The following is a 13,792-nucleotide window of genomic DNA, read 5'->3' on the forward strand; positions in this document are numbered from 1 at the left end:
ACGGCGGCAGCGTAGGCAGGAGCGGCGCCCGCCGCGATTGCACCGGCTCCGCTTCTCCCCGCCTGGGACCGACCTTGCTGTCCCCGCTCCCGCTTCTCCCTGTGCTTCTGCCCTGCTACCACCCGAGTCCCGAACCTGGATCGGCACTGCCCCATCGGAGTGGGCCGGCCGGCCCTCTCCCGAGCATCGCCGGGAGCGCCAACGGCCGTCAGGAGGCGGTCACTCGGATGGGCCTGCGCCACGGCAGGGCCGGCCGGCCCGTCATCGCGCGCGATCGCCCCTGCAGGCCGTCCGGTCCGACATGCGGTCGCCCGACGCCTCGCTTAGCGTCCAAGCAGCGCCGGAATCATCCGATTCCCGCGAGGGTGCCCGAGTCGATCCGGCTCAGTGCCGCGGACGTATCTCGACACCCCGGGCCCGATCCCCCTTCGAGGATGCGAATTCCTCCGGACGTATCCCATCTGTGCGATGGAGACGTGTGCATGACTGGCGACATACCTCCGACTCCGACGTGGGCTCCCTGGCGGGGACGTCCGGGCGCCTCACGGCACCCTGCTCCCCACGGGCCGGGCCAGGACGGGCTCCGTCCACCCGGCGCACCACCGGGGCCCGCCATGGACCTCGGCTCATCCCGCCCGGTCAGCCTGTCGGAACTCGCCGCGTTCTGGACCGGGACCGAGCGGCGCGGCGCGGATGTCGCCGTGGTGGACTGCACGCACGACAGCAGGCAGGTGCGCCCGGGCTGGCTGTTCTGCGCTCTGCCCGGCGCGCACCACGACGGGCACGACTTCGCGGAGGCCGCCGTCCGGGCGGGTGCCCGGGCCCTGCTGGTGCAGCGCTTTCTGGACCTCGACGTGCCCCAGCTGCGCGTGCCGAGCGTGCGATGGGCCATGGGCCCCGTGGCCGCGGCCGTTCACGGCCGGCCGGCGGAGCGGTTGGCGCTCGCAGGTGTGACGGGCACGAACGGCAAGACCACGACCACCTATCTCCTGCAGGCGGCGTTCGTGGCGTCCGGGTGGCGTGCGGGACTGCTGGGCACCGTGGAGACGCGGATCGGCCGGCAGCGGTGGACGTCGCCCTTGACCACGCTGGAGGCGCCCGACCTGCACCGGGTCTTCGCACGCATGCGCAGGGACGGCGTGCGGGCCGCCGCCATGGAGGTGTCCTCGCACGCCCTCGATCAGCACCGGGTGGGCGGGATCACCTTCGACGTGGCGGTGTTCACCAATCTGGCGGCCGAGCACTTGGACTACCACGGCACGATAGAGCAGTACTTCCACAGCAAATCGCTGCTGTTCACCCAGGAGCACTGCCATCAGGCCCTGGTGTGCGTCGATGACGAGTGGGGCGTCCGGCTCGCGTCCCAAGGTGCCGTCCCGATCACCACGTTCGGGCAGAGCCCCCGTGCCCAGGCGCGGATCACCGATGTCGCCAGCGACCGGGACGGCGTGCGCATCGTGCTGGACTGCGCCGACGGGGCGGTCCAGTTGTCGACGCGGACCATGGGTTTCTGCAATGCCACCAACCTCGCCGCCGCGTATCTCGCCGCACGGGCTCTGGGTGTCCCACCCGAGGCGGCGATCCACGGCATAGGGCGCTGCCCGGCGGTACCCGGCCGCTCCGAGGTCGTCGACCTGGGTCAGCCGTTCCTCGTCATCGTGGACTACGCGCACACCCCCGGCGCGCTCTCCTCTCAGATCGGCACCGCTCACGCCTTGACCGGCCCGGGCGGCCGGGTGCTGGTCGTCGTCGGCTGCCGCGGCGGGCGGGACCGCTACAAGCGTCCCGAGGTCGGACGGGCGGCCGTCGACGCCGACATCGCGATCTTCACCAGCGACAGCCCTGGCGAGGAGGACCCGCAGGCCATCGTGTCGGCGATGCTGACCGGCGCGCTGGGGCAGCCCGACCGACCGGTCGTCGTCGAACTGGACCGGGCCGTGGCGATCAGCCGGGCCGTCGCGACGGCCGGGCCCGGGGACGTGGTGCTCATCGTCGGACGCGGCCACGAGTCGACCCAGTACCTGGCCGGCCACGAACTACCGCTGGACGACCGGCAGCAGGCCCGCGCCGCCCTGATGGCGCGCGGCTGGGCCGGATCCCGCAGGAGGAGGTCGCGAACGAAAGTCGGCGCCCTCGGGTGAGCCCGCCCGACCGCCGGCGCCCGCCCCGCCCCACGCCCCGGGCCGGTGCGCTCCCCCTCCCGTCGTCCCCGCTCGCAGGAAAGTGAGGTCACCGGCGTGCAAGGCAACGCAGCGGCACCATCACCGCTGGAGGACTCCCCCGCACCCCGCCGCCCGGTCGACGCCGGCGGGAGACGCCGTGCGGCCGGACGCGCCCTCGGCATCAGCGCGCTGGTGTGCTGCACCGGATCCGTCCTCCTGATGATCGTTTCCGGACTGCTCGGACCGTCCTCGACCGAGCCGGTCTTCGGCTCGGCGCGCCTGCTCCCCCCGTGGTTCTGGACGGCGCACCCCCCGGACGCGCTGGTGTGCGCACTCGTCGCCCTGGTGCTGGTGCTCGGCACTGCCGCCGTGGTCACCGGACTCGCAGCCGTGCGTCGCGGGTGGTCGCCGCGCCCGCGCACCCTGCTGCTGTGCGGCGGGGCGGCCGTCATGGGGCTGCTGTGCGTACCGCCTGTCGGGACCACGGATCCCCTCAACTACGCCGTCTACGGCCGGATGGCCACCCTCGGTGTCGACCCCTACCGGACGACTCCCTGGGCGTTCGCCCAGGGCGGTGACCCGATCGGGCACCTGGCCCTCGCCGAGCCCTGGCTGCACTTCCCCTCGGTCTACGGCCCGTTGGTCACCATGACCGAGTGGGCCGCCTCGGCGGCGGGCGGCACGTCGATGCTGCGCACGGTGTGGCTGCTGTCCGTGCTCAACGGCGCCGCGTTCGTCGCCACCGGAGCGCTGCTGCTCAAACTCGCCGGGCCCGATCCGGCACGCCGGGTGCGCTCGCAACTCCTGTGGACCCTCAACCCGGTGCTGATCTGGAACCTCGTCGCCGGACCGCACATCGACACGCTGGGCACGTTGTTCGTAGTGGCGGCGTTCTGGGCACTGCGCCGGTCCGGGGCGGCCACCGGCCTCATGCTCGGCGCGGCGACCGCGGTGAAGATCACCCTGGGGATCCTCGCGCTGCCCCTGGCCTGGAGCATGCGGCACGACCGGCGTCGGCTGGCGGCCGCGGTGGCGGTCGGCGTGCTCGTGGTGGTGGTCGGCTACGGCTTCACTCCGCACGCGGTCCTCAACGCGGTACGGGTCAGCGGGCAGTCAGCCGTCGGCTCGCCCTGGCCGCTGCTCCTGCGGAAACTGCTGGTGCCCGTGTTCGGCGCCGCCGGCGGGAAGGCCGTGATGGCCCTGCTGGAGATCACGCTGATGGCCGTGCTGGTCGTGCTCCTGCGGGCCACGCTCCCCCTGGCCGCTGACGACGACATCGCCCAGCGGGCCGCCCGCCCCGCGCTCGTCCTGGTCGCCGCCTATCTGCTCGGCACCGCCTATGTGCGCCCCTGGTACGACGGTGTGGCCTGGGTGCTGCTGGCGCTCGTGCCCCGGTCCTGGTTCGATCTGGTGCTGCTCGCCCACACCACGTTGATGACCATGCCGTTCGTCCCGGGGCTCCCCTACGTCCTCCACCCGCACCGGCTCAATGTGCTGGTGCTCCAGGTGGGCTACCGGATCGTGCCCGCGTTGCAGGTCCTGCTGCTGCTCACCGTCCTGTGCGTGTACGCCCGGCGCAGACCGGGTGCGAGGCCGCCGCTGCTCCTGCGCGGTACCCGCCGGGCGGGCGGGCGCGCGCCGGCCCGCGGTGCCGCGCCGCCGGCCGGCCCGGCCGTCCTGGACAGCCGGCGGGACGTGCGGACGGCGGGTGCCCGTCTCACGCTCTTCTTCGACCGCCGGCGGAGGTGAACGACGGATGACGGCCGACGCGTTGCGCCGGTGGACACGGCGGGCGAACCGCCTGGGGCCGGAGATGGCCATGGGCGTGGGCACGGCGCTGTCCCGGCTGACCGGGCTGGCCCGGATCATCGCCCTGTCCTACGCGCTCGGCGTCACACCGCTGGCGGACGCCTACAACGTCGCCAACACCACTCCCAACATGATCTACGACCTGGTCCTGGGCGGGGTGCTGTCCGCGACCCTCATCCCGCTGTTCGTCTCACGACTCCACCGGGACGAGCGCCTGCCGGGGGCAGGAGACGGGGACGACGACGCGTGGGCGGCCATATCCGCGGTGCTGACCGTGTCGGCGGTGGTCCTGGCCCTCGGTACCGCCCTCGTGGCGGCCACGGCCGGGCTCCTGGTCAGCGGGTACACCGTCGCCACCCCGGCGGGCATCGCGGGCGGCGAGCACGTCGTCGCGGTGCGCCTGCTGCAGCTCTTCGCACCGCAGGTGTTCCTCTACGGCGTGATCGCCATGGCCACCGCGGTCCTGAACACGGTGCGCCGCTTCGCGCTGGCGACGTTCGCCCCGATAGCCAACAACCTGGTGCTCATCACCATCCTGCTCCTGGTGGCCGGGCACCTGCGCCACATCTCGATCGCCCGGGTCCTCGACGATCCGGCCACTCTCATGATCCTCGGACTGGGCACCACGGCCGGTGTCGCGGCGCAGGCCCTCGTCCTGGGGGTCGGGCTGCGGCGCGCCAAGGCCCGGTTGCACTGGCGGTGGGAGCCGCGGCATCCCGCCATACGCCACGTGGTCCGCCTGTCCGGGTGGACGTTCGGCATGGTCGCCGCCAACCAGGCAGCGCTCTTCGCCGTGCTGCTGCTCGCCAACAGCCGGCCCGGCGGGGTCAGCGCCTACACCTACGCGTACGCGTTCTTCCAACTGCCGTTCGGCGTGGTGGCGGTCTCCATCACGACCGCTCGCCAGCCCTCGTGGTCGGCCGCCTGGGCGGCCGGGGAACTCGGTGGCCTGCGCGAGCAGGTGGCATCGGGGCTGCGCCTGCTCATCACCTTCATGGTTCCGATCGCCATCGTCCTGGCGGCGCTGGCACACCCGCTGGTGAGCCTCCTGCTCGGGCACGGCGCCACCGGCGCCGCAGGGGTCACCAGCACCGCCCAGGTGCTCGCGGTGCTCGCCTTGGGCCTGCCCGGTTTCTCGGCCTATCTGTACTTCATCCGCGTCTACCAGGCTATGCAGGACCTGCGGTCGGCCTTCCTGCTCTACCTGCTGAACAACGGCTTCACCGTGGTCATGGCACTGGCCCTCTACCGCCCGGCCGGCGTGCAGGGCATCGCCGCGGCGGTCTCGGCGGGTTACACCCTCGGAGCCGTCGCCGCCGGGGTGACGCTGCGCCCACGGCTCGGACTGGCCCCCGGCGAGCGGCTGATGATGCCCGTCCAGGCGCTGACCCGCACCGTCGCGGCCAGCCTGCCCGCGGGTCTGCTCGGCTGGCTGACCGTACGGTGGACGGGCGCGCCGACGGGCCTCGCGGCCTTGCTGCCCCTGATCGGCGGCGCCGCCGTCGCCGCTGTCGCCCTTGCCCTCTGCTGGGGTCGCCGCGCGCTCCCCGGCCGGGGAGCCTCAGACCCCGCGCGTCCGGCGCAGCCGGCTCACCACCCGGCCGCCGAGGAAGGGCGCGAGGTAGGTCACGGCCGCTCCGGGCACGTATCGGACGAGGCCCGCCGACCGCAGTCCGCGCGCCACCCGCCGCACCTCGCCGGGCTGGCGGGCCAGCACGAAGGCGACGGCGAACCGCAGGTGATGCCAGGTCAGCACCCGGGCGAAAGCGGCTCGTGACAACGAGGTACCCCGCCGTTCCCGCTCCAGCATGACGAGCATCCGCTCGTACAGGCGGACCAGGTTCTTGCTGTAGCCGGTGGGCTCATCCCGGTAGACCACCAGGGGGACGTCCAGCTTGACGATGTCCCCCTGCTTGGCGCACCGCAGCCACATGTCCCAGTCCTCGGCTCCGTCCAGCGCCGGGGCGAACCCGCCGCAGGCGCGCAGAACCTCGCTGCGGACCAGGACGGTGGACGTCTGGAAGCGGTTGAGCACCAGCAAGTCCCGGTAGCCCACCGGCGTTTCACCAGCCGCCGCGGTACGCGTGGTGTCCTCCGCGGCCCCGCCCTCGTCGAGGGTACGTACCCAGTCACCGGCGAGCAGTACCGCAGACGGGTGCCGGACCGAGGCCGTCAGCTGCCGGCTCAGCTTGTCCGGCAGCCACACGTCATCGGCGTCGAGGAAGGCCACCCACGGCTGCGACACGCTTGCGATCCCGGTGTTGCGTGCCGCGGACGGTCCCCGGTTGTCCTGCTTGAGCAGCATCACCTCCGGGAACGACGCTGCCACGGAGGCGGTGCCGTCCTGCGACCCGTCGTCCACGACGATCACCTGCGCCGGCCGCAGGGACTGGCCGAGGGCGGATGCCAGCGCCGCCGCCAGGGTCTTCTCCGCGTTGTACGCGGCGATGACCACGCTCACGGGAGCCAGGTCGTTCTTCATGCGCCGTCCCTCCTCGTCCCGACCGCCACCGGATCGGGTCTGGCCAGGCGCGTCGCGGTCTCTTCCAGACCGGCGCTGTGCGAGCCCTTCACCAGGACGAGATCGCCGGCCTCCAAGCAGCCGCAGAGGAGGTCGAGGGCGGCTTCGCGGTCGGGCACGAGCGCGCTGGTGACGCCGTGCGCCTGTGCCTGGCCGTGGATGAGCGCCGCTTCGGCTCCGCCGACGGCGACCAGAACGCTGACACCTGCGGCGGCGACGCGCCGGCCCAACTCGGCGTGGTAGGTCTCGGATGCGCCGCCGAGTTCCGCCATCTCCCCCAGCACCGCGACCGTGCGCCTGCGTCCCCCGGACATGGCGGCCAGGGCCTTCAGCGCGGCGTCCATGGAATCAGGGTTGGCGTTGAACGCGTCGTTGACGACCGTCACCCCGTCCGGACGCTCGATGACGTCCATCCTGCCCCGGCTCAACTGCCGCGCCGAGCTGAGCCCTTCCGCGACGTCGTCGAGCGCGGCTCCGAGGCTGAGCGCGACGGCGGCGGCAGCGGTGGCGTTGGCCACGTGGTGCTCTCCGTGCATGCCGAGCCGGACGGGCGCACGCGAGCCGTCGTGGGTCAGGAGGAACGAAGGACGACCGTCCTGGTCGACAGCCACGCGGGTGGCGCGTACGTCTCCCGCGGCCCTGCCGAACGTCAGGACGCGCGCGACGGTCCTGGCCGCCATCGCCATGACGTACGGGTCGTCGGCGTTCAGCACGGCCAGCCCGTCCGGGGGAAGCGCCTCGACCAGTTCGCCCTTCGCCGCGGCGATGGCTTCCTTGGAGCCGCCGAACTCGCCGATGTGGGCCGTGCCCACGTTGAGCACCAGGCCGACGGTTGGCGGGACGATGCCGGTCAGGTACCTGATGTGGCCCGCACGGCTGGCGCCCATCTCCACCAGCAGGCAGCGCGTGCCGGCGTCCGCCCCCAGGACGGTCAGCGGCAAGCCGATCTGGTTGTTGTAGGACAGCGGGGCCACCACGGTGGAGCCCGTGGGCTCCACCAACTGACCGAGCAGATCCTTGGTACCGGTCTTCCCCGCCGAACCCGTCAGGGCGACCACGGTGGGAGAGTCCAGCCCGGCCAGCACCGTCCGCGCGAGACGTGCCAGCGCGTCCACCGGGTCCTGAACCACGATCGCGGGAACGTCCACCGGGTGCGCCGCGAGGACCGCGACCGCTCCGGAGGCGACTGCTGCGGCAGCGAAGTGGTGGCCGTCGGTGCGCTCTCCGGGCAGGGCGACGAACAGCGAACCCGGCACGGCGTGCCGCGAGTCGATGACGACGGTCCGGTCCACCACCGCCCGCGGATCGGGCACGCCGTGCAGCGCGCCACCGACCGCCTGCGCGATCTCCTCCAGCGTCATCGGCAGCACGGCAGCTCTTCCCTTCATGGGCACCGGACAGGGCTGTGCAGACGCCGTCATCGGCGGTCCCGGCTCGACGCGACTCCTCGTTCCACTCCATCACGTCACCGGGGGAAGCGGACGGACGGCGCCTGTCCCCTTGCTGCCGCCTGGCCGCGAGGTTCACCCCTTCGAGGACTTCGGGCACGGTGCGGGGCGGTGCGGGGCGGGGCGCCCGCGCCGGGGTGCGACCGCGGCGCCGTTGGCCGTCAGATCTCCGGGTCCGTGGTCCGGAACTCCGGCGCGAGCAGCGCACCCGATGCCAGGACCTCCTTGGACGCTTCGATCACGTCCTTGACGGTGTCGATGCCGCGCCAGTAGCCCGAGATCCGGTATCCGACCAGGAGGCCCTCCTGGGCAAGATCGGGGAAGGTGCTGTCCTCGTGGTCCCCCTTGTCGGGCAGCCTCCCGATGACGTCGGGGTTGAAGAGGTAGATGCCCGCGTTGATCCAGTACGGGAGTTCCGGGGACTGGGTGAATCCCTTGATGCGGTTGCCGTCCACGAGTTCCGCGACCCCCCAGTTCGACCGGTACGGGGAGAGCGCGAGAGTGACGGCGCCGCGGTTCAGCCGGTGGTAGTCGGCGAAGTCGCGGAGCGAGAAGCCGGTGATGACATCGCCGTTCAGGACGAAGAACGGCGCGTCGGGGTCCGCCAGGTCGCGTGCGGCGAACTTCAGTCCGCCACCCCGGCCGAGGGGCTCGGCTTCGATGGCGTAGCGGACGTCCAGGCCGAACCGGCTGCCGTCGCCCACGTAGTCGCTGATCATTTCGTGCCGGTAGCCGCCGCTGATCGTCACGGACTTCACCCCGTGGTCGGCGAGCCATCTGAGCTGGTAGCCGACGATCGGCGCGCCGGCGACCGGCACCATGGCTTTGGGCGCGTCATCGGTGTAGGGGCGCATACGGGTGGCCTGGCCACCGGCAAGGATCAACGCCTGGGATACCAGGGCTTCCGGCATGGCCTGCTCCTCCTGGCGCGGGGCGTCCTCGTGACGCCCGTCCACCGGCATCCTGTCAGCGGCGAAACGGGTTGGCACGTCGCGGACTCCGGTGCGTAAGGGTCCCGGTGGCTCCGCCACCGCGCGCCGGAAAACCGCCAGGCCGGTCGCGGCCCCCCTCCGGTACCGTGTCGCGGATGAGCCTGCGACGCACGTGGCGAACACCCCTGCTGCCGACCCTGTCCGTCGAGGCCGACGACGTGGACGCTCGCGTGCGCTGCCTCTCCGGCGGCGCCCCGGACCGGAGCGCCACCGACGTGCCGAGCCGACGATGAGCAGCGGCCTGGTGGTTGTCGGCGCCGGTGTCGTCGGCGCCTCGGTGGCCTATCACGCCGCCCGGGCCGGAGCCGCCGTCACCCTCGTCGACGCCGGGCGGCCGGGCGCCGGGGTGACGGGGAACTCGTTCGCCTGGATCGGAGCGTCCGGCCTGCGCACCGGTCCGGCCGCCGCGCTGCGGGCGTCCGCGACGGACGAGTACCGCCGGCTCGGGGCCGAGTTGCCGGGACTCCCGGTGACCTGGTCCGGCTCTCTGTCGTGGGGCACGGCGGACGGCGCGCCGGAGGCGGGGCCCGGGCAGGAGATCGTGAGCGCGGCCACCGTGGCTACGCTCGAACCCGCCCTGCGGCAGCCTCCGGAGTGGGCCGTCTGGGCGCCCGGTGACGGCGCCGTCGACCCGGTGGGGGTGACCGAGCGGCTGGTCGCGGGTGCCCGCGCCCACGGCGCCGTGGTCCGTCCGGACACCCCGGTCACGGCGGTCCGCCGGGACGCCGCGGGCCGGGTCGCCGGTGTCGAGACGGCTGCGGGGCCCGTCTGCGGTGCGACCGTGGTGCTCGCGGCGGGGGTGGCGACGGCCGCGCTGGCCGCGCCGCTCGGCATACACGTCCCGGTCGACCCGTCGCCGGCGACGCTCTTCGGGTTCCGCGCTCCGGCCGGTCTGGTCCGCACCGTGGTCAACAACCGTGACTTCGACCTCCGGCAGGTCGCCGCGGACCGGCTGATCGCCGCCGCGGACGCGCCCGAACGGACCCTCGCCGCCGTCCGGTCCACCTTCCGCGGCGCCGGGAACGTCGAGTTGCTCAGTAGCAGGGTCGGCGTGCGCCCCATGCCGGCCGACGGCGAGCCGATCGTCGGCCCGGTCGCCGACGTGCCCGGCCTCTACGTGGCGGTACTGCACTCCGCGGTCACGCTCGCCCCCGCCGTGGGACGCCTGGTCGCGCGGGAGCTGGTCGACGGCGCCGTCGAGCCGCTGCTGGCGGGCTGCCGCCTCGACCGCTTCTAGGCCCGGGCGTCACCGGACTCCGGACGAGCCCGAAGCAGCGCATACGCCCCGCCGCCAGCGCGTGAGGGCGCACTGGCGGCGGGGTGCCTGCGGGGGGGAGGCAGGCGAGGGGCCTGCTTCAGGTGCCTGCTCGGAGCAGGCGCCTGCTCAGAAGGGGTGGGTCTTCAGGTCGCCCAGCAGGACGTCGAGTTGGCGCTCCTGTTCGGCGGCGGGAGCCGGCTGGATCTTGCCGTGGTCGATGGCGTACGCCTTGAGGACCGCGTCCATCTGGTTGTCGATCAGGGTCCAGGTCGTGTTGTTCACGGCCTGCAGGGAGGTGGCGTCGGCGTCCCAGTCGTCGCGCATCTTCTGCACGGTGGCGTGGGAGGCCGCGGCCGTCCCGGCCTTGTCCTGCGTGATCGCCGTCTGCGCGAGCTGCTCGTACTTCGCCACCGCCGCGGCCGTCTGGCCGCCGGTGAGGGCCGCCTTCGGGCAGGCCGGCATCGTCTCGCTCTGACCGGTCGGGTCGCAGGTGACGTGCGGCTGGTTGTGGGCCCAGACCATCAGCGTGACGGTGGCGGCGGCGAGCACGCCGAAGGCTCCCAGCGCGATGCGCTCCCTGCGCGGATCGGTGATGACCGACCGCTTGTGGGTCGCGTCGTGCGCCTCGGCGACGTCGCTGCGGCTGATCGACAGGTAGATGACGGTCGCCAGGATGGCGCCGAGGAAGATCAGGCTGGTGGCGAAGGTGCCGAGTCCGAGCCCGACGGGCTCGCCGGCGCTGGTCGCGGTCTTCGGGGAGGCGAGCCAGTCACCGATGTTGGCGCCGAGCGGGCGGGTGAGGATGTAGGCCAGCCAGAACGAGAGGACCGGGTTGGCGCCGAACCTCCACAGGACGGTGATCGACGCGATGAGGCCCAGGGGCAGGAACACCGACTGCGCCGGCGTCCAGTTGGTCAGCTCCAGCGTCCAGTCACCGGTGGCGGTGCCCAGCGCGAACGTCACTAGGACCGTCAGCCAGTAGAACGCCTCCCGTGGGAAGGTCGTGATGCTGTGGATCGACAGGGTCCGCTCGCGCAGCCACCAGACCCCGAAGACGAGGGCCAGCAGCACCGAGAACACCGTCGAGCTCAGCCACAGCGGGACGTGCTGCTGGTCGGTGAGCATGTCGGTGTAGAGCGTGCCGGTGACGCTGACCACGACCACGGTGAGCCAGTACGGGAACGGGCTGTAGCGCTTGGTGCGGAACTGCACGGTCAGCACGACCGCGAACACCGCCGTGAACAGCAGCATGGTGTTCGTCAGGCCGAAGCCCAGCGTGGTGTTGATGTAGTCGGCGAAGCTCTCGCCGACGGTCGTGCACAGGATCTTGATGACCCAGAACCAGACCGTGACCTCGGGCACCTTGTTCAGCAGGCGGCTTCCCGTGGTACCTGGCGCTGGCGCGGTGGTCGTGGACGTCGTCATGCCGCGACCCCGCTGTCTGCGGTCTCGTGGACGGTCACGCCGCGGCGTGACGTGCGTCCCGCCCCCGCGCTGACGGGCAGCCGCCGGTCCGGACGGCGTGAGGGACGCCGTGGGTGCGCTGTCGCCGCGCCACACGGCCCTGCGGTGGTCATCAGCCGCAGGGCCCCGGACGGGATGACCTCGGCGGAGGGAGTCGTGGTGGTCATGGGCCGAGGCTGGCACGCGGAATCTGAAAAGTTCCTGACTGCCTGATCACGGCGTATGCAGGCCCGTCCCCGTCCCCGTCCCCGTCCCCGTCTCCGTCTCCGGCGGCGCGGCCCCGGCCATCCCCATTGCGGTTACCAGGGCACCACACCGTCGTCGTCCTGGAAGGAGCCGGTCGGGCCGTCGTCGGGCAGGGACGCGAGGCGGATCGCGATCGCGGCGCCCTGCTGCGGGGTGCGGACGCCGCGGAAGCCGTTGAGGTCGGTCGCGCAGTAGCCCGGGCAGCCGGCGTTGACGAGGATGTTCGTGTCCCGCAGCTCCTTGGCGTACTGCACGGTCACGGCGTTGAGGAACGTCTTCGACGCCGCGTACGCCACGGAGATCGGGCCGGTCTCGGCGCCGGGAGCGGTCTGGCGGGTGAGCGAGCCGACCGTGCTGGACATGTTCACGATCCGCGGCGACGCCGAGCGGCGCAGCAGCGGGAGCAGCGCGTTGGTGACGCGGATGACGCCGAGGACGTTCGTCTCCACGGCCGTCCGCACGGTGTCGAGGGCGACGGTGGTGGGCGTCTGCGGCGCGGCACCGGTCACGCCCGCGTTGTTGACGAGGACGTCGAGGCGGCCGGCGCGCTCCTCGACGAGGCGGGCCGCGGCGGCGGCGCTGGCGTCGTCGGTCACGTCGAGCGGGACGCCGAACGCGTCCACGCCGTCCGCCCTGAGCCTGCGGACGGCGGCCTCCCGGCGCTCCTCGTCGCGGGCGCCGACGCCGACGCTCCAGCCGAGGGCGCCGAGGCCGGCGGCGATCTCGTAGCCGATGCCCTTGTTCGCGCCGGTGACCAGCGCGATCGTCGTCCGGTCGCCGTCCCGGTCCCGCACGGCGCCGGCGGTGTCGTCGTTGCTCTCGTGGTTCCTGTCTGCGGTCATGTCCCCAGCGTGCTCCGCGGCCGGACGCGGGCGCCAAGACCATGTCGGTGGGCGGCGATACCGCCGGGGTATCGGCACAGCTCATCGACGCCGCGCGGCCCGGCGGTGGGGAGCGGCGGCGCCGCCCGGCGGCCGGGACGCTTCGGGTACCTTGGCGGGATGGAGACGCGGGAGCTGCGGTACTTCGTCGCCGTCGCCGAGGAGTTGCACTTCGGGCGGGCGGCGCAGCGGCTCGGGATCGCGCAGCCGCCGCTGTCCCGGGCGATCCGGCAGATGGAGCGACGGCTCGGCGCGCCGTTGCTGGAGCGTACGAGCCGCGGGGTCGCGCTGACCGAGGTGGGGGCGGTGCTGCTGCGGGAGGGGCGGGCGGCGCTCGACGCGGTGGACGCGGCCGACCGGCGGGCACGGCGCGCGGCCCTCCAGGTGAGCGGCAGCGCCGGCATCGTGCTGGTCACGAAGGCCGGGGCGGCCAACGAGCTGCTGGCGAAGCTGCTGGACGCCTACGCGGCCGAGCCGGACGCGGTGCCCGTCGACGTGGCGCTGTGCGGGCCCGGAGAGCAGGAGCGGCTGCTGCGCGACGGGCGGGCGGACGTGGCCCTGCTGCACCTGCCGTTCGACTCGACGGCCGGGTTGGACACGGAGGAGCTGCGTACGGAGGAGCAGGTCGCGATCCTCCCGTCGGACCATCCCCTCGCGACCCGGGCGCGGTTGCGGATGGCCGAGGTGGCCGGGCTGCCGGATCTGCCGCTGCCGCGCTGGCCCCGGCTCGACGGCTCGTACCCAGACGGGCCGGGGCCCCAGGTCCGCGACCACACCCAGCTGCTCCAGCTCATCTCGCTCGGGCGGGCCGCGGCCGTACTCCCCGAGTCCTGCCGGGCCCACCTCCACGACGGCCTCGCCGCGGTACCCGTCACCGACGCCCCCGCGGTCACCACGGTCATCGCCTGGCCCCCGCACAGCCGCTCCCGCCCCATCGCCGCCCTCGTCCGCACGGCCACCCGCCTCTAGTACGGTCGCTGGCCGCCAGGTCGGCTGCCACTCCGGCGCAGA

The 13,792-nt window shown here is 73.1% G+C and carries 10 protein-coding genes and 1 pseudogene; 6 read left to right on the top strand and 5 right to left on the bottom strand.

The window, feature by feature from the left end:
• Positions 1-614 precede the first annotated feature (614 nt).
• The 3 genes from ACH4TG_RS07755 to murJ all read left to right on the top strand — a co-directional run bounded on the left by ACH4TG_RS07755 (position 615) and on the right by murJ (position 5,748).
• On the top strand, positions 615-2,141 hold the full coding sequence (locus ACH4TG_RS07755; protein WP_398241276.1) for a UDP-N-acetylmuramoyl-L-alanyl-D-glutamate--2,6-diaminopimelate ligase: 1,527 nt from the start codon (positions 615-617) through the stop codon (positions 2,139-2,141).
• Between the two features lie 96 nt (positions 2,142-2,237).
• Complete coding sequence (locus ACH4TG_RS07760; protein ID WP_398241277.1) at positions 2,238-3,911, top strand: hypothetical protein; 1,674 nt, start codon at positions 2,238-2,240, stop codon at positions 3,909-3,911.
• A gap of 7 nt (positions 3,912-3,918) precedes the next feature.
• Positions 3,919-5,748 (top strand): murein biosynthesis integral membrane protein MurJ, encoded by a 1,830-nt coding sequence (gene murJ, locus ACH4TG_RS07765; protein ID WP_398241278.1) that lies wholly within the window; start codon positions 3,919-3,921, stop codon positions 5,746-5,748.
• Between the two features lie 60 nt (positions 5,749-5,808).
• Here murJ and ACH4TG_RS07770 read toward each other — a convergent pair.
• From ACH4TG_RS07770 to ACH4TG_RS07780, 3 genes and pseudogenes are all read right to left on the bottom strand, one after another.
• Positions 5,809-6,453 (bottom strand): annotated as a pseudogene (locus tag ACH4TG_RS07770) (glycosyltransferase family 2 protein); the annotation flags it as partial.
• Complete coding sequence (gene murF, locus ACH4TG_RS07775; protein WP_398241672.1) at positions 6,450-7,862, bottom strand: UDP-N-acetylmuramoyl-tripeptide--D-alanyl-D-alanine ligase; 1,413 nt, start codon at positions 7,860-7,862, stop codon at positions 6,450-6,452. The pseudogene ACH4TG_RS07770 and the gene murF, both read right to left, overlap by 4 nt.
• A gap of 239 nt (positions 7,863-8,101) precedes the next feature.
• Positions 8,102-8,896 carry an NDP-sugar synthase gene (locus tag ACH4TG_RS07780; RefSeq protein WP_398241279.1) on the bottom strand — a complete coding sequence of 265 codons (795 nt, stop codon included), beginning with the start codon at positions 8,894-8,896 and terminating at the stop codon, positions 8,102-8,104.
• A 131-nt stretch (positions 8,897-9,027) separates the two neighbouring features.
• Between ACH4TG_RS07780 and ACH4TG_RS07785 the strand changes: the two genes are divergently transcribed.
• On the top strand, positions 9,028-9,165 hold the full coding sequence (locus ACH4TG_RS07785; protein ID WP_398241280.1) for a hypothetical protein: 138 nt from the start codon (positions 9,028-9,030) through the stop codon (positions 9,163-9,165).
• Positions 9,162-10,169, top strand: a complete 1,008-nt coding sequence (locus tag ACH4TG_RS07790; RefSeq protein ID WP_398241281.1) for an NAD(P)/FAD-dependent oxidoreductase — start codon at positions 9,162-9,164, stop codon at positions 10,167-10,169. Before ACH4TG_RS07785 ends, ACH4TG_RS07790 begins: the two co-directional genes overlap by 4 nt.
• Before the next feature lie 147 nt (positions 10,170-10,316).
• Here the strand turns inward: ACH4TG_RS07790 and ACH4TG_RS07795 are convergent, their stop codons facing one another.
• Together ACH4TG_RS07795 and ACH4TG_RS07800 are read right to left on the bottom strand one after the other, a co-directional pair.
• Entirely contained in the window at positions 10,317-11,615 is a 1,299-nt protein-coding gene (locus ACH4TG_RS07795; protein WP_398241282.1) for a hypothetical protein, read from the bottom strand.
• Between the two features lie 338 nt (positions 11,616-11,953).
• On the bottom strand, positions 11,954-12,742 hold the full coding sequence (locus ACH4TG_RS07800) for an SDR family oxidoreductase (protein WP_398241283.1): 789 nt from the start codon (positions 12,740-12,742) through the stop codon (positions 11,954-11,956).
• A 159-nt stretch (positions 12,743-12,901) separates the two neighbouring features.
• Between ACH4TG_RS07800 and ACH4TG_RS07805 the strand changes: the two genes are divergently transcribed.
• Positions 12,902-13,750: a LysR family transcriptional regulator gene (locus ACH4TG_RS07805; protein WP_398241284.1), complete on the top strand. Its 849-nt coding sequence runs from the start codon at positions 12,902-12,904 to the stop codon at positions 13,748-13,750.
• Positions 13,751-13,792 lie beyond the last annotated feature (42 nt).

It is taken from the genome of Streptomyces sp. NPDC020917 (genome assembly GCF_044333795.1).
Lineage (GTDB): Bacteria > Actinomycetota > Actinomycetes > Streptomycetales > Streptomycetaceae > Actinacidiphila.